18 protein-coding genes, 2 tRNA genes and 1 pseudogene are annotated in these 21,426 nt (G+C 64.8%); 12 read left to right on the top strand and 9 right to left on the bottom strand.

The genetic code is table 11. From position 1 onward, the window contains the following. The first annotated feature begins 102 nt into the window (after nt 1-102). Nucleotides 103-178: transfer RNA gene (locus EBS11_RS21195), tRNA-Phe, on the top strand. Nucleotides 179-310: 132 nt separating this feature from the next. On the opposite strand, the gene EBS11_RS21190 is transcribed toward EBS11_RS21195, so the two are convergent. After that, the gene (locus EBS11_RS21190) at nt 311-850 is read right to left on the bottom strand and encodes a DUF2058 domain-containing protein (protein ID WP_070223805.1); all 540 of its coding nucleotides are present in this window, start codon (nt 848-850) and stop codon (nt 311-313) included. Between the two features lie 287 nt (nt 851-1,137). On the opposite strand from EBS11_RS21190, the gene EBS11_RS21185 reads away from it, so the two are divergent. Together EBS11_RS21185 and EBS11_RS21180 are read left to right on the top strand one after the other, a co-directional pair. Continuing rightward, the gene (locus EBS11_RS21185) at nt 1,138-1,443 is read left to right on the top strand and encodes a PsiF family protein (protein WP_290606105.1); all 306 of its coding nucleotides are present in this window, start codon (nt 1,138-1,140) and stop codon (nt 1,441-1,443) included. Nucleotides 1,444-1,648: 205 nt separating this feature from the next. Beyond that, nucleotides 1,649-4,060: a S9 family peptidase gene (locus EBS11_RS21180; protein ID WP_290606104.1), complete on the top strand. Its 2,412-nt coding sequence runs from the start codon at nt 1,649-1,651 to the stop codon at nt 4,058-4,060. Between the two features lie 47 nt (nt 4,061-4,107). Here EBS11_RS21180 and EBS11_RS21175 read toward each other — a convergent pair whose 3' ends face one another. After that, nucleotides 4,108-4,245, bottom strand: a complete 138-nt coding sequence (locus EBS11_RS21175) for a hypothetical protein (protein ID WP_290606103.1) — start codon at nt 4,243-4,245, stop codon at nt 4,108-4,110. 10 nt (nt 4,246-4,255) lie between these two features. Here EBS11_RS21175 and EBS11_RS21170 point away from each other — a divergent pair, with 10 nt between their 5' ends. Further along, complete coding sequence (locus EBS11_RS21170) at nt 4,256-4,705, top strand: hypothetical protein (RefSeq protein ID WP_290606101.1); 450 nt, start codon at nt 4,256-4,258, stop codon at nt 4,703-4,705. 41 nt (nt 4,706-4,746) lie between these two features. Here the strand turns inward: EBS11_RS21170 and EBS11_RS21165 are convergent, their stop codons facing one another. After that, on the bottom strand, nt 4,747-5,517 hold the full coding sequence (locus EBS11_RS21165) for a hypothetical protein (protein ID WP_290606099.1): 771 nt from the start codon (nt 5,515-5,517) through the stop codon (nt 4,747-4,749). Nucleotides 5,518-5,634: 117 nt separating this feature from the next. Here EBS11_RS21165 and EBS11_RS21160 point away from each other — a divergent pair. After that, nucleotides 5,635-5,710 (top strand) — tRNA-Phe (locus EBS11_RS21160). A gap of 159 nt (nt 5,711-5,869) precedes the next feature. Next, entirely contained in the window at nt 5,870-8,311 is a 2,442-nt protein-coding gene (locus tag EBS11_RS21155) for an acyl-CoA dehydrogenase (RefSeq protein ID WP_290606097.1), read from the top strand. On the opposite strand, the pseudogene EBS11_RS21150 reads toward EBS11_RS21155, so the two are convergent. Further along, nucleotides 8,287-9,426 (bottom strand): annotated as a pseudogene (locus EBS11_RS21150) (TCR/Tet family MFS transporter); the annotation flags it as partial. The gene EBS11_RS21155 and the pseudogene EBS11_RS21150 sit on opposite strands and share 25 nt — an antisense overlap. Nucleotides 9,427-9,531: 105 nt before the next feature. Here EBS11_RS21150 and EBS11_RS21145 point away from each other — a divergent pair. The 4 genes from EBS11_RS21145 (at nt 9,532) to gdhA (ending at nt 14,794) form a co-directional block, all read left to right on the top strand. After that, nucleotides 9,532-10,170: a TetR/AcrR family transcriptional regulator gene (locus tag EBS11_RS21145; RefSeq protein ID WP_290606095.1), complete on the top strand. Its 639-nt coding sequence runs from the start codon at nt 9,532-9,534 to the stop codon at nt 10,168-10,170. A 101-nt stretch (nt 10,171-10,271) separates the two neighbouring features. Then, nucleotides 10,272-11,633: a tRNA 5-hydroxyuridine modification protein YegQ gene (yegQ, locus tag EBS11_RS21140; protein ID WP_290606093.1), complete on the top strand. Its 1,362-nt coding sequence runs from the start codon at nt 10,272-10,274 to the stop codon at nt 11,631-11,633. A gap of 183 nt (nt 11,634-11,816) precedes the next feature. Then, complete coding sequence (locus EBS11_RS21135; protein ID WP_290606091.1) at nt 11,817-13,064, top strand: DUF819 family protein; 1,248 nt, start codon at nt 11,817-11,819, stop codon at nt 13,062-13,064. A gap of 386 nt (nt 13,065-13,450) precedes the next feature. Further along, complete coding sequence (gene gdhA, locus EBS11_RS21130) at nt 13,451-14,794, top strand: NADP-specific glutamate dehydrogenase (protein ID WP_290606089.1); 1,344 nt, start codon at nt 13,451-13,453, stop codon at nt 14,792-14,794. 130 nt (nt 14,795-14,924) lie between these two features. Here the strand turns inward: gdhA and EBS11_RS21125 are convergent, their stop codons facing one another. Continuing rightward, on the bottom strand, nt 14,925-15,482 hold the full coding sequence (locus EBS11_RS21125) for a flavin reductase family protein (RefSeq protein ID WP_290606087.1): 558 nt from the start codon (nt 15,480-15,482) through the stop codon (nt 14,925-14,927). Nucleotides 15,483-15,661: 179 nt separating this feature from the next. On the opposite strand from EBS11_RS21125, the gene EBS11_RS21120 reads away from it, so the two are divergent. Continuing rightward, on the top strand, nt 15,662-16,291 hold the full coding sequence (locus EBS11_RS21120; protein WP_290606085.1) for a DUF2807 domain-containing protein: 630 nt from the start codon (nt 15,662-15,664) through the stop codon (nt 16,289-16,291). A gap of 42 nt (nt 16,292-16,333) precedes the next feature. Then, nucleotides 16,334-17,134, top strand: coding sequence for an enoyl-CoA hydratase (locus tag EBS11_RS21115; protein WP_290606083.1), 801 nt, complete (start codon nt 16,334-16,336; stop codon nt 17,132-17,134). Nucleotides 17,135-17,150: 16 nt separating this feature from the next. Here the strand turns inward: EBS11_RS21115 and EBS11_RS21110 are convergent, their stop codons facing one another. The 4 genes from EBS11_RS21110 to EBS11_RS21095 form a co-directional block, all read right to left on the bottom strand. Further along, on the bottom strand, nt 17,151-17,888 hold the full coding sequence (locus tag EBS11_RS21110) for an AIM24 family protein (RefSeq protein ID WP_290606081.1): 738 nt from the start codon (nt 17,886-17,888) through the stop codon (nt 17,151-17,153). Nucleotides 17,889-17,891: 3 nt separating this feature from the next. Further along, nucleotides 17,892-18,503: an AIM24 family protein gene (locus EBS11_RS21105; RefSeq protein WP_365955885.1), complete on the bottom strand. Its 612-nt coding sequence runs from the start codon at nt 18,501-18,503 to the stop codon at nt 17,892-17,894. 47 nt (nt 18,504-18,550) lie between these two features. Continuing rightward, nucleotides 18,551-19,168, bottom strand: coding sequence for an AIM24 family protein (locus EBS11_RS21100; RefSeq protein ID WP_290606077.1), 618 nt, complete (start codon nt 19,166-19,168; stop codon nt 18,551-18,553). A gap of 155 nt (nt 19,169-19,323) precedes the next feature. Then, on the bottom strand, nt 19,324-21,426 hold a 2,103-nt coding region (locus tag EBS11_RS21095; RefSeq protein ID WP_290606075.1), incomplete at its 5' end, for a S8 family serine peptidase.

The raw sequence follows: 21,426 nt of genomic DNA, 5'->3' as shown, positions 1-21,426 counted from the left end.
TTTGCCCCACAGGCAAATAACTGGCCGGCGCCGCAAGAAATCCGGGAAAAGTCGTCGCCAACCCTTGCATTCGCATTTTGGTCTGCTATAATTCGCCACCTTGGCCTGGTAGCTCAGTCGGTAGAGCAGAGGATTGAAAATCCTTGTGTCGGTGGTTCGATTCCGCCCCGGGCCACCAAGAATTCAGCAGTAGATAGCAAAACGCCACCTTCGGGTGGCGTTTTTGTTTGTGCGCCGCTTATCCAGCAGGCAGGCCGCTTCCGGCCAGCGCCCTGCACTCACCCGGCGCAAGGCGCCGGGCGAACCCTTCCTACCACATCAAATCATCGGGAATCTGGAACGCCGCGTACGGATCATCCTCGTCCACTTGCGTGCTGGCCTGTTTCACGCGCACGACGATGGCGGGGTCGCGCTCGGCGATCTTGTCGGCGATGATGCGCGGCACCAATTCCACGGCGCCACCGAGGCAGACGATCACCAGACGGCCCGCCACCAGATGGGCCTGCACGGCGGCCGTCACGTAGATACGCTCGATCTTGTTGTTAAAAGTAAAATTGTACGGCACGTCGCCGTTATTGCCCTTGCTCTGGCGGTTCTTCTGCACCATTTGCGCGATCTGCGCCACGATGGCCTTCTGGTTGGCGGCCGCGTCGCGCTGGGCGTTCAATTCGCGCGCCCGTTCGGCGTTTTTGCGCTGCGTCTCGAGCGCGGCCAGGCGCACCTCGTCGACACTTTGCGTGCCGCTCTTGCGCTCGTCCTTCTTTTGCTTGCTCTTGTCCTGGTTGGCCAGCTTGACCTTCTTCTTGTCGACCAGACCGGCCTTTAAAAACTGCTCTTGCAACGAGACCATAACAACTCCGTATTGAGGGTGCGCCGGCCAAGGCAGCGGCATCGGCCGGTGGAAAGTCGCTAGCATAGCAAAAAACGGCCTGCCGGCGACCTTTTCCAGGCCGGCCGCCACGGCCGGACGATGACAAGCCGGCACGCCGGACAGCGCAGTCGCCGCGCAGTAACAAAAAGACACACTCAATTGGAAATTTTGTTGATAAATGTCATATAGTTAGTTACGTTCTGCATATCGGCAATTGCTGCCGATTGCATGTCCCCTTCCCTAGCCCGCGTCTACAAGGATTTGCCATGAAACAATTAATCGCCTTCTGCATCGCCGCCGCGTTTGCCGGTACCGCCTTTGCCGCCGCACCGGAAGCGGCGCCCGTCGCCAAGACGGCGCAACAGTCAAAAATGACCACCTGCAATGCCGATGCCGCCGGCAAGAAAGGCGATGAACGCAAGGCCTTCATGAAGGAATGCCTGAGCGCCAAGCCGGCACCGGCCATGACGCAGCAAAACAAGATGAAGGCGTGCAATGCCGACGCCAAGGACATGAAGGGCGATGCCCGCAAGGCCTTCATGAAGGAATGCCTGAGCGCACCGAAAAAATAAGCCGCCGGCACTACCGGCAAGACGACGCCAGCGCCATGCTGGCGTTTTTTTTGGCACCGACACTCGGTCGCCATGTGCAACAGGAAGGCTCGCGGCCCCATTCCGGCCTTAACTTTCCGACATTTCCTGCATGAAACTCCTCCGCTAGAATACCAGGCTCATAGCCCTGCACCTTCACCATCCCCTCTTGTTAAAGTGATCTCCGATGCGTCTGGTTCTCCCCCTGTTGGCCCGCCCCCTGCTGCTGACCCTGCTTGCAGCCGTCCTTCCCGCCGCGCATGCCGCGCCTTCCCCCGCCATCTCCACCGCGCCCACGCCCATCACGCTGGACCAGGCGATGGCCGATCCCGACTGGATCGGCACGCCCGTCGAAGCGGCATGGTGGGGCTGGAATGGCCAGCTGTATTACAAGCAGAAGCGCATCGGCTCGCCCTTGCGCGACACCTTCCAGGTGTCCGGCGCGAACGCCAGGCTCAATAGCGGCAAGAAGGTCGACGATGCGCAGCTGGCCAACCTCGATGGCCAGCAGATGGTCGTCAACCGGGCCGGCACGCGCGCCATCCTGCTGCGCAACGGCGACTTGTTCGAACGCGACCTGAAAAGCGGCGCCTTGATCCAGATCACGCGCGGCGTCTCGGCCATCAGCGACCCGCAATATTCCGCCGACGGGGGCGCCGTGCAATACCGCAGCGGCACCGACTGGTTCAGCTGGAGCCGTCTTGACCGCCTGAGCGCCCCCGTCGCCCTGTTGCGCGCGGCCAAGGATCCGGATGCCAAGCCGGAAGCGGACTCCCAGCGCGAGCTGCAGCTGCGCCTGATCGTCAACCTGGCGCGCCAGAAGGAAGACCGCGATGCCAGCCGCGAACGCCGCCACGAAGAGCGCCGCCTGGACAGCACGCGGGCGCCGGAACCGATCTACCTGGGCGAGAAAGTCACCATTTCCGGCAGCGCCCTGTCGCCGGACGGCCGCTGGCTGCTGTTCGTCACGCAGGACAAGGCCGCCGAAAAAGGCAAGCTGGGCAAACTGGCCCGCTACGTCACGGAAACGGGCTACCCGGAAGCGGACGACGAGCGCACTCGCGTGGGACGCAACATGCCCATCGCGCAAAGCCTGAAACTGGCCGACCTGCGCACGGGCACCGTGCGCGAGCTCGCCTTCGACAGCCTGCCCGGCATCGCCACCGACCCGCTGGCCGCCTTGCGCGCCGAGCAAAAACTGCCGCCCCTGAAGGGCAACCGGGCCGTGCGCATCGACGCCCAGCGCGACGGCATCGCCTGGACCGACGACGGCAGCAAGGTGGCCGTGCGCATCCGCGCCGTCGACAACAAGGACCGCTGGCTCGCCAACGTCGACCTGGCCAATGGCGCCCTCGTGCCCGTGCACCGCATCAGCGACACGGCCTGGGTCAACCGCCGCGCCGACGAATTCGGCTGGCTGCCCGACAACGCCACCCTGTGGTACTTGTCCGAGGAAAGCGGCTACGCCCACCTGTACGCGAAAACGGGCGCGGCACCGGCACGCGCGCTGACCAGCGGCCAATGGGAAGTGAGCAACGTCGAGTGGAGCCGCGACGGCAAGAACGCCTACTTTATCTGCAACCCGCAAGCCCCCGGCACCTATGAAGTGTGCGCCAGCACGGCCAAGGATGGCGGCGCGCGCGAAATCACCAGCTTGAAAGGCGTGGAAAACTTCGGCCTGTCGCCCGACGGCGGCAAACTGCTGCTGCGCTACTCCACCAGCTACGTGCCCGCCCAGCTGGCCACGGTGCCTGTCGCTGGCGGCAAGGCCAATCTGCTGACGGATACCCGCAGCGACGCCTTCAAGGCGCGCAACTGGGTCATGCCGCAACTGGTGCAAGTGCCGTCCACGCATGGCGCGGCGCCCATCTGGGCCAAGCTGTACCGCCCTGCGACACTGGAGGCCGGTAAACAGTATCCGATCGTCATGTTCGCCCACGGCGCCGGCTACCTGCAGAACGTGACCGAGCGCTATCCCGTGTATTTCCGCGAGCAGATGTTCCACAACCTGCTGGTGGAGCAAGGCTACATCGTGCTCGACGTCGACTACCGCGCCTCGCTCGGTTACGGCAGCGCCTGGCGCACGGCCATCTACCGCCAGATGGGTCACCCGGAACTGGAAGATTTCATCGACGGCGCCAATTGGCTGGCACAGCAGCACCAGGGCGACATCAAGAACGTGGGCATCTATGGCGGCAGCTACGGCGGCTTCATGAGCCTGATGGCCCTGATGCGCGCGCCGGAGGTCTTCAAGTCGGGCGCCGCCCTGCGCCCCGTGACGGACTGGACCACGTACAACCACGAGTACACGGCCAACATCCTGAACACGCCGGACGTCGATCCGCAGGCGTATAAAGTCTCCTCGCCGATCGAGTACGCGGACAAGCTGACGGGCAACCTCCTGATCGCCCACGGCATGATCGACGACAACGTCTTCTACCAGGACTCCGTGCGCCTGTCGCAGCGCTTGATCGAGCTCAAAAAGGATAACTGGGAAATGGCCAGCTACCCGATGGAACGCCACGGTTTCGTGCAGCCGGAAGCGTGGTATGACGAGTACCGCCGCATCTATCAGCTATTCAATCGTACCTTGAAGTAAACGAAGCGATCGCAATGCCCGCCTTGAGCGGGCATTGTTTTATCCCCTCAGCAACAGGCCTTGCCGGCGGATTGACAGTCATTCAATCCAGCCACGACGCCGCGGCCGGCGATGGCGATGGCGATGGCGATGGCGGCAGGATCAGCAGCACGACGTGCGGCCAGCGCGCGAATTGCGCTTGCCATTTGAGCAAGCATGGCACATGATGAAGGCATGACGACATCCACCACCTCCGCCCTGCTGCGCGCCGTGTGCGCCGGCTTCCTGCTGCTGACGGCCAGCGCCTGCGGCAGCGCTCCCACGCAAGATGATGCGCCGCCTGCACCGGGCAATGCCGGCTTGCTGGCACAGATCCAGGCGGAAGTGGGCAGCGCCGCCTGCGATTCCACGCAGCAATGCCAAACCATCGCCATCGGCGCCAAGGCGTGCGGCGGCCCCGAGCGCTACCTGGCCTGGTCCAGCAAGGGTAATGACGGCAAGAAACTCAAGGCACTGGCCCAGGCGCACGCCGAGGCGAGCCGCAAGCAGCAGCAGGCGGACGGCATGATGTCCACCTGTTCCATCGTCACGGACCCGGGCGCCACTTGCCAGGCGGGACGCTGCGTGCTGCAAAAGAGCGGCATGGGCGGCAGCTCGGCGATGTAGCAAAGCCGCAGGAGCAGCGCCTGGGGAGCTGGCGCAACGCGTCAGGGCTGCAGCTGCAAGGTCTTGATGATCCTGCTTTCCACCTTCTCGCCCGCGCCCGAGGTGGCGCTCCGGCTTTCCTTGCGCAGCAACAATAAACGGTCGCCGCTGACGCCGTACTGGCGCGTCTCGTCCGTTTTCTGCGTAAAACTGACCACGACGAAGGCGCGCCCGCTCACATCGATGTGAAACTGGCTGGCCAACGGCGTGCCGTCGGCGGCGATCCACACGTCGATGCCGCCGTCAAACTTCTTCACGTACTTGCGGTCTTTTTCCGGCACCTTGTCGAGCGACAAGGTAAAGCTCAGCAGCCGAGCCGGCTTGCCCTTGTAACTGTCCATCTTTTCGCCGCTGAATACGGCTTCGTCGATCTCGCGCGACAACGCCCCCGCCGCCGACACCATGGCCCGCAGTTCCGTCGCCTTCATTTCCCCCAGCGCAAAGCCGGTCGGCGTCTTCGTCTTCGGGTCCTTCACCTTGGCGCGCTGCTCGGCTTCCACTTTCGCCAGCAACTCCTTGCTGTACAGCACTTGCAAGCCCGCCGGCCCGCCCTCGACGGCGACCGTGACCTGGCCGCTATCCTCTTCCGCCTCCTTGCCTTCGCCCTCGCGCCGCCAGGTCTTCGATTCCACCTGTGCCTTGATCGGCATCTGGCCCTGCAAGCGCGCCAGCGCCGCAGTCAAATCGGCCAGGCCATCGGCCCGCGCCGCGCCGCAAAACAGGCTGAACCCCGCCGCCACCGCCAGCCAGCGCACGCCTTCACGTCCTTGCATCGCCGTATCCCCATGTCACATATGGATGCCAAAACACCATGTTTTGGCTGCCTGTTGCATTTGAACACAGCTTCCTCTGGTCAGGTGGAAAGTCTTTCTGCTATAATTCGCCGCCTTGGCCTGGTAGCTCAGTCGGTAGAGCAGAGGATTGAAAATCCTTGTGTCGGTGGTTCGATTCCGCCCCGGGCCACCAAGGATTCAGCAGCACATAGCAAAAAGCCAACCTTCGGGTTGGCTTTTTTGTTTTGCGCGGCAGCCTGGCAAGCGGGCTTCATCCCGCCAATGCGCTATACCGCACAGTAAGCTTTGCCGCAGCGACCTATCCTGTCGTCATATAACAGGGAGATATCGCATGCTCAAGATTGCTCTGCTGGTGGCCCTGCTGGGCCTGCTTGTACTCTTCGCCGTCGGCCCCGTGCGCCGCGCCCTCGTCACCCCGCGCCTGCTGGCGTTGTTCAAGCGCATCTTGCCGTCCATGTCCGAGACGGAGCGCGACGCGCTCGAAGCGGGCACGACTTGGTGGGATGCCGACCTGTTTTCCGGCCGGCCCGACTGGTCCAAATTGCTGGCCTATGCGCCGCCCGCCCTCAGCGCCGAGGAACGCCATTTTCTCGACCATGACGTCGAGCGCCTGTGCGAACTGGTCAACGACTGGGAAACCCAGCAGCTGCTCGACTTGCCGCCCCAGGCCTGGGCCTACATGAAAAGCCAGGGTTTCCTCGGCATGATCATTCCCAAGCAATACGGTGGCAAGCAATTCTCGGCCTATATGCACTCGCAGGTGGTGATGAAGCTGTCGACCCGCTGCTCGGCGCTGGCCGTCAGCGTGATGGTGCCCAACTCGCTGGGACCGGCCGAACTGCTGTTGCACTACGGCACGGAAGCGCAGAAGGATTACTATCTGCCGCGCCTGGCCGCCGGCACGGAGATTCCCTGCTTTGCCCTCACCAGCCCGTATGCGGGGTCCGATGCGGCCGCCATCCCCGACCTGGGCGTCGTCTGCATGGGCATGCATGAAGGACGCTCCACCCTGGGTTTCCGCCTCACGTGGAACAAGCGCTACATCACCCTGGCGCCCGTGGCCACCCTGCTGGGCCTGGCGTTCCAGACGAGCGATCCCGAACACTTGCTTTCCGACAACGACGCACCGGGCATCACCTGCGCCCTGATCCCCGCCAGCCACGACGGCGTGGTGATCGGCCGGCGCCACCATCCCTTGAATGCCGTGTTCCAGAACGGCCCGACGTCGGGCAACGGGGTCTTCATCCCCATGGAGTGGGTCATCGGCGGCCAGGCGCAGGTGGGCAAGGGCTGGCGCATGCTGATGGAATGCCTGGCGGCCGGGCGCGCCATCTCGCTGCCCTCGTCCAGCGTGGGCATGGGCAAGATGGCCGTGCGCGGCACCAGCGCGTATGCGGCCGTGCGGCGCCAGTTCAACATGCCGATCGGCAAGTTCGAAGGGGTGCAGGAAGCGCTGGCGCGCATGGGCGCCAATCTGTACTTGATGGATGCGGCGCGCACGCTGTCGGCGCTGGGGGTGGACCTGGGCGAAAAACCGGCCGTCATTTCCGCCATCGTCAAATACCACGTCACGGAGCGGGGCCGCGCCCTCGTCAATGACGGCATGGATATCCTCGGCGGCAAGGGCATTTGCAGCGGCCCCAACAATTTCCTCGCCAGCGCCTACCAGCAGATTCCCATCGCCATCACCGTCGAAGGCGCCAACATCCTTACGCGCAGCCTGATCATCTTTGGTCAGGGCGCCATCCGCGCCCATCCGTATGTACTGCGGGAAATGGCCGCCGTCGGCGAAAGCGACCAGGCCAAGGCCGTGCGCGATTTCGACTCCGCCTTCTTCGGTCACGTGGGTTTCGTGCTGGGCAACCTGGCAAGGGGGCTGTGGTACGGACTGGGCGGCGCGCGCCTGGCCGCCGTGCCAAGCGCAGCCGCGCCGGAACTGGCACCGTATTACCGCGCCGTGACGCGGCTGTCGACGGCGTTTGCCGTCATGACGGACATGTCGATGTTCGTGCTGGGCGGTGAACTCAAGCGCCGCGAACGGCTGTCCGCACGCCTGGGCGACGTGGTCTCGCAACTGTACCTGGCGTCGTCCGTGCTGAAGCGCTACGAGGACGACGGGCGCCCGCCCGCCGACCTGCCGTATGTGCACTGGTCGCTGCAGGATGCGCTGCTCAGGGCGCAGCAGGGCTTGACGGGCGTGCTGGACAATTTCCCCGCGCGCGGGCTGGCCGTGCTGCTGCGCACCTTGCTGTTCCCGTTCGGCCTGCCCCACCGCCCGCCTGCCGACGAACTGGGCACGGCCGTGACGCACGCCATGCAGACGGCCGGGGGCGACCGCGAACGCCTGCTGGCCGATTGCTACGTGGCCAGCGACGCGGCAGATCCCGTCGCCCGCGCCGAGCAAGCCCTGCTCCTGCTGCCGCACGTCGTGGCCATCGAAAAACGCCTGAAAGACGGCAACACCTCCCTCCGGCACATGCCGCAGAGCCTGCCTGCGATGCGGGCCTGGCTGTCCACCGCCAAGGACGCCAGCGCCATCAGCTGCCAGGAGCACAATACCTTGCTGGAATTTACGCGCCTCGTCGATGGCCTGATCCAGGTCGACGATTTTGCCCCTGCGGCAACGCATGCCACGCCGGCGTCCTATCCCCGTGACGACGCGGGCGTGGTGGACGCCAGCGGCAGTCCCAGCACGAGCGGCACCAGGGCCGCGTACACGACGATGACGGAAAGCCAGATGGCGCCGGGCCAGTGCGCCCTGACGCCAAAATAAATGCTGGAAAACACCAGCGGACACAGCACGGACGCCAGGCTGACGGCCGAGGCCAGCACGCCCTGGAACTGTCCTTGCCGGTCGTCGGCCACCTGCCGCGTCGCCAGCGACTGCAGGGCCGGCGCGCCGATGCCGCCCAGGGCGAACACGGGCATGATGGCGAAGATCATCCAGCTGCGGCTGGCAAAGGCCATGACGACCAGGGCGACGCAGGCGCAGGCCACGCCCGCCAGGATGGTGGCCCGCTCGCCCAGCAGCCTGACGGCCGGGCCGGGCAAGAAGGCCTGCGCCAGCGCCTGGCACACGCCAAAGGCCCCCAGCGACAGGCCGATCCACAAGCCATTCCACCCGAACGCGTCCTGCCCCCACAACGCCCAGCACACGCCATACACTTCGCCCGCGGCGCTGAAGGCAAAGAAGATGAGGGTGATGGGCAGCAAGCGCCTCTTGGCAAGCACCCAGCGCAGCGGCCGCAGGGGATTGAGCGCCGTCAGGTCCCATGCCGGCCGCGTGGACGGGCGCACGGGCGGGCGTGATTCGGGCAGCGCGAACCAGGCCAGCAGCAGGTTGCAGGTATTTAACAGCGCCGCCGCCATGAACGGCAGGCGCAAGCCGTAATCGCCCAGCGCGCCGCCGAGCACGGGACCGATGATGAAGCCCGCGCCGAACATGGCGTTGAGCAGGCCAAAGCGGCGTGCACGCGTCCCTTGCGCGGAAATGTCCGTGATGTAGGCCGTGGCCACGGACACGTTGGCGCTCGTCAGCCCGGCGATGGCACGCCCCAGCAGCAGCATCCACAGGCTCGGCGCAAAGGCGAGGAACAGGTAATTGACGGCCGCGCCCGCCAGCGACAGCAGCAGCACGGGGCGCCGGCCCAGCCGGTCGCTCAGCGCGCCCAGCACGGGTGCGAAGATGAGCTGCATCAGCGCGTACAGGGCCGTCATGCTGCCGATATACGGCGCCACGCTGGCCGCATGCGTGACCTCCTGCAGCAGCGCGGGCAGGATGGGGAAGATCAGGCCGATGCCGATGGCATCGAGCACGACGGTGGCGAAGATGACGGCCAGCGCGCGCTGGCGCACGGGCGACGCCGTGGCAGGAAGGGGATTTTTCATATACTCGATATAAATATGTACTCAGTACATAAATAGTATGCGCAACACTGCCACATCATCAAGCCTTATCTATACTCAGTACACTTCGTGTATGATCGCGGCAACATGCCTATCCCTTCCGACCTCCGTTCCCGCAAGCGCCTCGCCACCCGGCAAGCCATCTCGAATGCCGCCACGCGCCTGTTCTTCGTGCACGGCTTCGACCGGGTGACGGTCGACGAGATCGCGGCAGCGGCCAATGTCGGGCGCATGACCGTATTCAACCACTTCCCCCGCAAGGAAGACATGTTCTTCGACCGCGAGGAAGAAGGCCGCGAACTGCTGCGCGCCGCCTTGCGCCAGCGCGACCCCATGGTGGCGCCCAGCGAAACCTTGCGCCGGCTCATGCACCGCCTGGTACTGGAAGACAGTCCCTATGTCACGTTTTCCGCCGCCGGCCAGGGGTTTATCGCCACCGTCGAAGGCAGCGACACCCTGAAGGCGCGGGCGCGGGCGATCCGCGATGAACTGGCGCAAGTGGTCGCCCAGGCGTTGACGGACTGCACGGGTCGCGATGCACACGATCCCCTCGCCCACCTGGCGGCCAGCCTGCTGCTGGCGACCTGGAGCGTGGCCCTCATCGAGGCGCACCGCGCATTCCGCCGGCACGGCGACGCGCAGCAGGCGAGGGCCTCCTTCCTGTCCCTCGTGGACCAGGGCCATGGCGGCCTGAAGGCGGCGTTGGCGGGCACGCCTTACGCCTGAGGCCGTACGGGCCGGCATCGGCGCCAATACGTAAATCCTTGACCTTGGGCAAGGCGCCGCCGCCGCTGCCGGCATAAAATCGCCGGCTTTGCCCATTGCCCATGCGCCACGCTCCCGAACTCCTCCTGCCTGCCGGTTCCCTGGCCAAGATGCACGCCGCCTTCGACTATGGCGCCGACGCCGTCTACGCGGGCCAGCCGCGCTACAGTTTGCGCGTGCGCAATAACGACTTTTCGACCTTGCAAGCCTTGCAGGAGGGCATTGAAGGCGCGCATGCGCGCGGCAAGCAGTTCTTTGTCGCCAGCAATATCTTCGCCCACAACGCCAAGCTCAAGACGTATCTGCGCGACATGGAGCCGGTGATCGCCATGCGCCCCGACGCCCTGATCATGGCCGACCCGGGCCTGATCATGATGGTGCGCGACAAGTGGCCCGAGATTCCCGTGCACCTGTCCGTGCAGGCGAATGCCGTCAACTGGGCCGACGTGAAGTTCTGGCACCGCATGGGCCTGACCCGGGTGATTTTGTCGCGCGAACTGTCGCTCGACGAGATCGAGGAAATCCGCCAGCGCTGCCCGGAAATGGAGCTGGAAGTGTTCGTCCACGGCGCCCTGTGCATCGCCTATTCGGGCCGCTGCCTGCTGTCCGGCTATTTCAACCACCGCGACCCGAACCAGGGCACGTGCACGAATTCCTGCCGCTGGGATTACAAGGTAAAGAATGCCGAAGAGGACGCCAGCGGCGACCTGGGCGCCATGCAGGTGGTGCCCCTGCAGTTCCACCAGGCGCTGGCCGAAGCGGACAACAATGCCTTTTCCGCCCTGCACCAGCAGCCGCGCCACCCGCTGGCCGACCAGCCGTATCTGATTGAAGAAGCCCAGCGCCCGGGTCAGCTGATGCCGATACTCGAAGACGAGCACGGCACCTACATCATGAATTCGAAGGACTTGCGCGCCGTCGAGCACATCGAGCGCCTGGTGAAGATCGGCGTCGATTCGCTGAAGGTCGAGGGCCGCACCAAGTCGCTGTACTACGCGGCGCGCACGGCGCAAGTCTACCGCCAGGCCATCGACGATGCCGTGGCGGGCCGCCCCTTCGATATCAGCCTGCTGGGTCAGCTGCAAGGCCTGGCCAACCGCGGCTACACGGATGGTTTCTACCAGCGCCACCACACGCAGGCGCACCAGAACTACATGCGCGGCGCCTCCGAGGCGGACCGCAGCCAGTACGTGGGCGACGTGCTGGGCGTGACGGACGGCTGGGCCAGGGTGGACGTGAAAAACCGCTTCGCCGTGGGCGACCGCCTCGAAGCCGTGCATCCTGGCGGCAACCGCGACATCACCGTTACCCGCATGCTGGCCGACGATGGCAGGGACATCCAGGTGGCCCCGGGCAGCGGCCACTTCGTGCGCATCGAACTCGACGGGGCGCTGGACAAGGCCTTGCTGGCCCGCTATTTGTAACCGCCAGTCGGGCATCCATGCTGCAAACCAGTACGCAAGTGCTTGATTTTACAAGAAAAATTTAGCACCTTCGCGCCTGAATAATTTGTTTAGGCCTCAACATTGCTATACGATACGGCCACCCTGCGCCCGGGTGACCTATCGGCATCCCGGGCATCCCTGACACGTTCACCGGAATCCCCGATGCCACCTGCCACCCCTGCCCTGATCACCAATGACGCCGTCGTTCTCGGCCTGCTCGCCATGACCCTGGGGGCCGTCTTCTGGACGGCCTCCCGCCCCGACGGCTTCTGGAAAAAGTTCTACACGTATATCCCGTCCCTGCTGATGTGCTATCTGATCCCGGCGCTGCTCAATACCTTCGGCATCATCGACGGCAACGCGTCCGGCCTGTACGCCGTGGCGCGTGACTATCTGCTGCCCAGCGCGCTGGTGCTGCTGTGCGTGGCCATCGATTTCGGCGGCATCCTCCGTCTCGGCCCCAAGGCCATCATCATGTTTCTCACAGGAACACTGGGCGTCATGCTGGGCGCCCTCGTCTCGTTCGAGGCCTTGCGTTTGATCCACCCGGACACGGTGGCGGGCGACACCTGGCGCGGCATGACGACTGTCGCCGGCTCGTGGATAGGCGGCGGCGCCAACCAGGCGGCCATGAAGGAGGTATTTGACGTGGATGCCACCCTGTTCGGCCAGTTCGTCGCCGTCGACGTGCTGGTGGCCAACGTCTGGACGGCCGTGCTGCTGTTCCTGGCCGGCCGCGCGGGCGCCTTCGACCGCTGGACGGGCGCGGATCTGTCCGCCATCAATGCCCTCAAGGACGGCATCGAAAGCTACCGCGCACAACATGCGCGCGTTGCCACCCTGACCGACATCATGATCATCCTCGGCGTGGGTCTGGGCGTGACGGGCCTGTCGCACTTCCTGGCCGGCCCCATCATCGGCTGGATCGGCACCCTGCCCGCTGAATGGCGCCTGCAGGATTACAGCCTGACGTCGAATTTCTTCTGGATCGTCGTGCTGGCCACCACCTTCGGCTTGCTGCTCAGCTTTACCCGGGCGCGCAGCCTGGAAGGCGCGGGCGCCTCGACCATCGGCTCGGCCATGCTGTACGTGCTGGTGGCCACCATCGGCATGCACATGGACTTGAAAGCCTTGCTCGACAAGCCATTCCTCTTCCTGCTGGGCCTGATCTGGATCGCCGTGCATGGCGGCCTGATGCTGCTCGTCGCCAAGCTGATCCGCGCGCCCCTGTTCTTCATGGCCGTGGGATCGCAGGCGAACATCGGCGGCGCCGCCTCGGCCCCCGTCATCGCCAGCGCCTTCCACCCGGCCCTGGCCCCCGTCGGCGTGCTGCTGGCCGTGCTCGGCTACGCGCTGGGCACCTATGGCGCCTACATTACGGGCCTGATCCTGCGCGGCATGGCAGGGTGATCAAGGAACTGGCGTTCGCCAGGAAAGCTGCATGACACGCGACAACGCCAGCCTGCGGGCTGGCGTTGCCGTTTCTGCGCGGGTACGGAGGCGAACGCTGCATGCCACTGCGTGTGCCGCGCCACCATGCGGCAGTAACCGTCGGTATTGCGTCATGACGCCAGTGGCGCGCCATGACGTCGGCCACCGCTGCCCGGCGCCTTGCAACGGCAGTGCCATTCAGTTGTTTTTCGCACCAGACCAATTCCCGCGCCAGCGGCAGAAGATCCGTTTGAAAAATCCCCATGCTGTAGCAGAAACCCCTCACAACCAAATTTTTGCACCATTTTCGTGCGAAATCTGCGATGATAGTTGCCCAAATAACCGATTACCTCCATGGAATTCTGATGAAATACGCATCTGCTCACGAGTACGTCCAGCATGTCGCCGCACGCAATCCAGGTCAGCCCGAGTTTCTGCAAGCCGTCACTGAAGTCATGGAGAGCCTGTGGCCGTTCCTCGAGCAGCACCCGAAATACGCGGAGCAAGGCTTGCTGGAACGCTTGATCGAGCCGGAACGCGTGGTCATGTTCCGCGTGTCGTGGGTCGATGACCATGGGCAGGTGCAAGTGAACCGCGGCTACCGCATCCAGCACAGCATGGCCATCGGGCCGTACAAGGGCGGCATCCGCTTCCATCCGTCCGTCACCCTGTCCGTGCTGAAATTCCTTGCCTTCGAGCAGACGTTCAAGAATGCCCTGACGACCTTGCCGATGGGCGGCGGCAAGGGCGGCGCCGATTTCGATCCGAAGGGCAAGAGCCCGGGCGAAGTGATGCGCTTCTGCCAAGCTTTCGTGAGCGAACTGTTCCGCCACGTGGGCTCGGACACGGACGTGCCGGCCGGCGACATCGGCGTGGGCGGACGCGAAGTGGGCTACATGGCCGGCATGATGAAAAAGCTCAGCAACCGCGCCGACTGCGTCTTCACGGGCAAGGGCGCCAGCTTCGGCGGCTCGCTGATGCGGCCGGAAGCGACGGGCTACGGCACCGTGTATTTCGCCGAGGAAATGCTGAAGACGCAGGGCCGCTCGTTCGAGGGCATGCGCGTGTCCGTCTCCGGTTCGGGCAACGTGGCGCAATACGCCGTGGAAAAAGCCATGGCCATGGGCGCGAAAGTCATCACCGTCTCCGATTCGAGCGGCACCATCATCGACGAGGACGGTTTTACGCCGGAAAAGCTGGCCATCTTGATGGAGATCAAGAACCACCTGTATGGCCGGGTCAGCGACTACGCCGAACGCACGGGCGTGCGTTTCGAGGCCGGTGCCTCGCCATGGCATGTGCCGGTCGACATCGCCCTGCCCTGCGCCACGCAGAATGAACTGGACATCGACGCTGCGCGCACCCTGATTGCCAATGGCGTGCAGTGCGTGGCCGAAGGCGCCAACATGCCCACCACCATCGAAGCGGCGAAAGCGTTCGAGGCGGCCGGCGTGCTGTATGCGCCGGGCAAGGCCAGCAATGCGGGCGGCGTGGCGACATCCGGCCTGGAAATGAGCCAGAACGCGGCCCGCATGTCGTGGCCGCGCGAGGAAGTCGATGCGCGTTTGCTGCAGATCATGCAAGGCATCCACGCGGCCTGCAGGCAATACGGCACGCGCGCCGATGGTTCCGTCAGCTATGTGGATGGCGCCAACATCGCCGGCTTCGTGAAAGTCGCCGATGCGATGCTGGCGCAAGGAGTAATTTAGGCGGCCTAATGACACCTGACAAAACCGTAGCGAGCGGAAGAGAGAGGTGGCCGAGAAGCGCAACCGTACTCAAGTACGGTGAGCATCGCAGGCCGCCTATATCGACGCGCAGTAGGTTTGGTCAGGTGTCCTACAACATTTCGGGCTTCATCAGACTCTTGCGGCTGATGGTCCTGCCCGACACCATGAACTCGCCATTGCCCCGGTAGTGCAGGGTTTCCGGCAGCTTGGGCGACGTGGCCACGTGGGCCTTCACGCATTCGAAGATGAAGAAGCCGCCCTTCGGGTTGCCCGCCACCTGCGCCAGCTTGCATTCGAAGTTGGCGTAGCACTCGGCGATCAGGGGCGCGCCCACCAGTTCGGCCGGCTGCGGCGTCAGGCCGAAGGCCGTGAACTTGTCCGTGTCTTCGCCACTGCAATTGCCGATGGCCACCACCTGGTCGACCATGTCGGCCGTGGGCAGGTTGATCACGCATTCCATGCTGCGCTTGATCATTTCATGGCTGTGATTGGCGTCGGAAATGAAGCAGCCCAGCAAGGATGGCGTAAATTCCATCAGCATGTGCCAGGCCATGGTCATGACGTCGCTCTCGCCCTTCCAGCTGGAACTGACCAGCACCACCGGCCCCGGTTCCAGGAAGCGGCGGATATCGGCGACGGGATAGTCTTCTTTGTGGTAATTTTTCATGCAGTCTCCAGGACGCGGTACGCCATAGCATAGCCCAACGGCGCCATGCCGGGCGCGCGGCTGGCCGGCAGCGGCGTGTCGCCGCGCATGCCCCGATTGGTGCAGTGCATCGCAACTTTCTCCCTTTTTCGAGAGCTTCCACCCTAGAATACACTGATCAACTACTCAAGGAAACCGCCATGCGCCACCTGTTCCTGTTGTCCGTCCTGTCCCTCGCCACCCTCGCTTCCCCTGCCTATGCCGACGAACAGGCGCGCACGGTGGGCGCCTTCAATGCCATCGATATCCGCGGCCCCATCAGCATCGAAGTGGAATCGGGCAAGGAACAAAGCCTGACCTTGCGCGGCGACCAGAAATTCCTCGGCAACGTGATCACGGAAGTGGTCGATGGCGAGCTGAAGATCTCGCTGAAGGACAAGGACAGCAAGAAAACGGAAGGCGACCCGCGGGTCATCATCACCATGCCCACCTTGCGCAAGCTGATCGCCGAAGGCGCGGGCGAGAAGATCCTGACCAAGCTCAATGGCCCGCGGGTCGACATCAGCTACAAGGGCGCGGGCCGCCTGGCCGCCGATGGCAATGTCGACTGGCTGCGCCTGAAGGCGCAGGGCGTGGGCGAAGTCGATACGAAGGCCTTGCTGGCGAAGAACGTCGATGTCAATTTCGACGGCATCGGTAATGTCAAGGTGTATTCCTCGGGCGAGCTGAACGCCGTCGTGCGCGGCATGGGCGAACTGACGTATTACGGCAAGCCGAAGATCGTGCACAAATCGATCGCCGGCATCGGCAGCGTCAATGCCGGCAAGTAAGCTGTTCCATCATAACAAGGCCATCAGGCCGCTGGAGACCGCATGACTGCAACACCTGACACCACCGCGCCGCTCGTGCTGCGCGAGGACGAGGACGGCCTCGTCACCCTGCGCCTGAACCGCCCCCTGCAATTCAATGCCCTGTCGGAAGCCATGCTGGCGGCGCTGCAGGAAGCGTTCGATACGATCGCGCAGCAGCCGCACGTGCGCTGCGTGGTGCTGGCCGCCGAAGGCAAGGCTTTTTGCGCGGGCCACGACCTGCGCCAGATGCAGGCCAACCGCCAGCTTGCGTATTATCAAACCCTGTTCGCGCAATGCTCGCGCGTGATGCAAGCCATCCAGGCCTTGCCCGTGCCCGTGATTGCCCGCGTGCACGGCATCGCCACGGCGGCCGGCTGCCAGCTGGTCGCCAGCTGCGACCTGGCCGTGGCGGGCGCGGGAGCCCGCTTTGCCGTCTCCGGCATCAACGTGGGCCTGTTCTGCGCCACACCATCCGTCGCCCTGTCGCGCAATGTGTCGGCCAAGCGGGCCTTCGACATGCTGGTGACGGGCCGCTTCATCGACGCCGACACGGCCGCCGACTGGGGCCTGGTCAATGAAACGGTGGCCGACGCGGGGCTCGACGACGCTGTGGCGCGCCTGGCGCGGCAGATCATGGCGAAAAGCCCCACGGCCATCCGCCATGGCAAGGCCATGTTCTACCGCCAGCGCCAGCTGCCGCTGGACGAAGCGTATGCGTACGCGGGCGACGTGATGGCGCGCAACATGATGGAAGAGGATGCGGACGAAGGCGTGACCGCCTTTCTAGAAAAGCGGCCGCCCAATTGGCTGGCGCGGCCGTAAGATCATCGCAGGAGCCCTAGCGCTCCTGTTTCATCTGCTGCTGCACGGAAAGACTCAGCTTGCCCAGGTCTTCCTTGCCCAGCAGCGGCAACTGGGCCAGCAGGCTGGCCAGCGTGGAACTGCCCGTCACGTCCAGCTCGGACGACTGCACCAGCACCGTGCCGGCGCCCGTGAAGTCGATCTGCTTTTCCTCGCCCGACAGGCTGAAACCCGTCAGCGCGCCGGCAGCCGAAGCCCAGCCCTGCACGTGGGCGTAATCGTAGTGGTAGGACGGGCTGGGGCAGTCGGCCCAGCCCAGCACGGCCTGCTCGTCGACGCGGCAAGGCAGCTCCAGGAAATGCACGGGGCCGTTCGACGAGGCGATCACTTTACCGGTGCCGATCATGGTCAGGTAGCCGGGCAAGGTCGATTCCTGGCAAATCACATCCTTCGTAAAACCCAGCAGGTTCTTCGCGCGGATGGTCATGTTGGCGTTGTCCAGGTCGTAGCACGCCAGGTCGTTGCCGTTGTCGCCCAGGATGAGCTGGCCCTGGCCTTGCGCCACGACAAAGTGGTGCACGTACTTGGGCGCATTGAAGGCATTGCGCACGATCAAATCGAGCACGCTGCTGCCCATGGCTTCGAAGCGCAGCTCGCCATAGAAGGCGATCATCTTGCCCTTGCGAATGAAGATCTGTTCCTTGACGTCGATGACATACGCAAAACGGTTCAGGTTATCGTTCTTCGGCAAGGTATCGGGATTGTAGATCGTCATGGCTTACCTTTCGCTCGCTTGGATGTAGACCGTGCCCTGGCCCGTGAACTTCACCTGGTAGGACTCGCCCGACGCCTGGCCGACGAAGGTTTTCCAGTTCAGGTCCGTGACGATGGTCGAGCCCAGCTGTCCCGTGTGGCCGATATACGCCTGCGGGTCGACAAACACGGGCACGTCCGGCGTGACGGGCAAGCCGATGGCGTTACCATCCGACAAGATCGCCACCTCGCCCGTGCCTTGCAGGGTGGTGGTAAACAAGCCCTGGCCCGAGGCCATGCCGCGCACCACGCCCTGCACGCCGCCCTGGTTGCCAAGGAACATGGTGCCGGCCGTCAGGCGCGCATCGAAGGCCAGCAGGGAATCGCTTTCCACATAAAACGTTTCGCCGCGCACGGGGACGATGGTGACGAACAGGCCGCCCTGCGCGTAAAACACGCTGCCCGTGCCGCGCGCCGACATCAGGGCATAACCCTCGTTCGTGACGGCGCGCATGGCCAGGCTTTGCACGCCCTGGCCCGCCAGGAAGGAGCGGCTGAACGCCACGTCGCCCTGGTAGGACACCATGGCGCCCTTGCGGGCGAACACTTCTTCATTGCCGAGTTTAACCTCAAGCATCTTTTCATTGATCTGCTGATAGACAGGCATCGCGGGTCCTCGCTGATTTAACGTTCGGCGGGCTGGATGAACACCACGCCCTGGCCCGTGAATTTGTGCTGGTACGATTCGCCCGAACTCTGGCCGATCATGGTGCGCCAGTTGACGTCGAAGACGAATTCCTGGCGGATATCGCCCTTGAAGCCGACGAAGGCGTCCGGGTCCACGCGCAGCGGGTGGGCCGGCGTCACTTCCAGCATGATCAGGTTGCCGCGCGAAATGACGGCCAGGTTGCCGTGGCCTTCGACGGTGGTGGAAAACAGGCCCTGGCCCGAACTGGCGCCGCGCAGGCCCGCAAAGGTCGTGCCCGTCTTCAGGCTCGTGTCGTAGGCCAGCAGGCTGCTGCTTTCGATGGTCAGCTTTTCGCCGGCCAGCGCCATGACGGTGATCTCGGCCGCATTCTGCGCGAAGAAGACAGTGCCCGTGCCGGCGGCCTGCATCACCTGCATGCCTTCGTTCGTCACCTTGCGCTTGAGCGCGCCAAACAGGCCCTCCCCGCCCAGCAGGGATTTTTCAAACTTGATGCTGCCCGTATAGGCGACCATGGCGCCGGCGATGGCCAGCACTTTTTCATCCTGCAGGCGCACTTCCAGCAGGCGGTCGGTATTGGTGCGGAAACTGGTCACGCGCGACTCCCCAAGAATGCCAGGGCACCAAGCCATGGCTGTCCGACAAGATACCGGGGCGATGCGGGCCGCGCAAGCGCAATTCCTCCCGAACGGGGCCATCCATAAAAAAAGGCGTGCCCGGAGGCACGCCTTGCGTTCACCGCCGCGGCCGTTTAATCGGCCAGCACCGGCTTGCTGCCGCGCGCGTCCTGGAACAGCGGCACGGGATCATCGGTATTGACCTCGACCACCGTCACGCCCTGCACCACGCCGGCGACCTGGTAGCCGACGGCGCCCAGGTGGCGCTTGCCTTCGGCCAGGTTGGACCAGCTCAGCGAGACGGAAGCCGTGCCGCCCGTGAAGGCCGTGCCCGGCATCAGCGCCTTGAAGCCGCCGTTGGACAAGCCCGGCGCCAGCACCCACGACGACAGGGTGTAGTTGGCCTGGCCGTTTTGCGGCGCAAAACCGATCAGGCACACCTTGTAGGTGCCGGCGGCGGGCAGGCGCAGTTCCACTTGCTCGTTGGAACTTTGATTGCCGCTGCTGCCGACGAGCACATTGGCGGCGTTGTAGACCTCCATGTCCAGGTCGGTATTTGCACCGCCCGTCGTTTCCGCGTCATAGGTGGCGAAGCGCGCGGCCAGGGTGCCGGCCGGGATTACCACGTTGTGCGCATTGACGCCCGTGCCGCCGCCAGCCTTGCAGGCGGCCGAGGCGGCGGCGCCCGTCGATGCCTGGCCGATCGTGCGCGTCTCGCGCACGGCTTCGACGAGTCCCGACTTGACGCCGACGAGCGCGCCCGTGAAGCCCGTGCCCAGGGTCAGCACCTTGCTGCCCGTGGCCGCTTCGCTGCTGACCAGCGGAATGACGGCCAGCGTCGTGCCGCGCGCCGTCAGCGGGCTGCGCACCGTGTGCGTGCCGTCGCTCCAGCTCAGGGCGCCGTAGACCCAGGTATTGGCCGGCGCCGTGGTGCGCGTCAGCTTGACCTGGAACTGGCCCTTGGCGCCCGGTGCCAGACTCAGGCTGGCCGGCGTCACCGCCACCGTGTAGCCGGGCAGGCTGGCCGAGGCGTTGTAGACGGCGCTGCTGCTGCCCACGTTCGTCACCGTGCGCGTCAGGGTCTGCGTGCCCAGCACGTTGGCCGCCGTCAGCGACGCCAGGTTCAGGTTGTAGGCGGCGATGGTGCCGATGGCCTGGCAGGTGGCGGCGCTGTAGACCTTCAGGTTCAGGCCGCACAGGAAGCGCGCATAGTCGATTTCCGACAGGTCATACACGAGGCCGGGATCGGCCGCGCTGTTCGGCGCGATGTGGCCGGCGCCCTGGCCCCACGGCAACTGGCCCGACGTCTTCGCCGTGGCATCCCACGACACGGAACCGTTCAAGCCGTCGGAATACGTGCTGAACGCCGTCGTCATCAGCGCCGACTTGATGGCCGCGGGCGACCAGTCGGGATGCTGCTGCTTGAGCAGCGCCGCCACGCCGGCCACGTGCGGGCTGGCCATCGAGGTGCCGGAATAGAAATCCCACTCCGCCGCCGGCGCCACGCCGCCCGCCGCCACGGCATCGCGCTGCGCCTGCGTCAGGTCGGCCGTCACGCCGGCCAGCACGTTGGTGCCCGGCGCCGACAGGTCCGGCTTGAGGATATTCGCATTGGCCACGTTCGGCCCGCGCGAGGAACGGTCGCTGACGATGGGCGCCACCACGCTGGTGTCGGGGACGGTATGCACTTCGCCCAGGGCCGCCGTGCCGTCCGGGTTGGCCGCCATGTAGGCTTTCAGGGCGTCGCCCTGCGCCTGCGCCAGGTGCACCGTCGACAGCACGTGCGCCTGGTTGATGATGGTGTTGGCGCCGCCGGCCACGTTGGCGATGATCACGCCCGCCGCGCCTGCCGTCTTGCCATTGGCGCTCTTGTTGACCAGCACGTTGCCGCCACGGTCGCAGACGAGCACCTTGCCTTGCACTTTCGCCGGGTCCAGGTAGGCCGAAGTGGCGTCGGCCGCGCCGTAGCAGCGCAGCAGGTTGACGTCCGTCGGCGACACGCCCGCCAGGCCCGCATCGCGCGAGCGGATCAGCAGGCTGGCCGGCGTGTTGGCATTGCTCGATGCGCCTTCCAGCCGGGTGCCGTTGCCGAGGATGGCATTGGCCGCGTACAGGCGGTTGTGGGTGGAATTGGCCACCGTCGCCAGCCACGGGCTGATGTGCGACACGGGCGCCGGCATGTCGGGCGCCGGCGTCGAGGGACCGGAGTTGCCGCCCGAGGTGGCGACGAATACCCC

Origin of the sequence: Janthinobacterium sp., from assembly GCF_009923995.1 — a bacterium.
GTDB lineage: Bacteria > Pseudomonadota > Gammaproteobacteria > Burkholderiales > Burkholderiaceae_D > Janthinobacterium.
The sequence above is the reverse complement of the archived record's forward strand: the minus strand, read 5'-3'. Positions and strand labels throughout refer to the sequence as shown.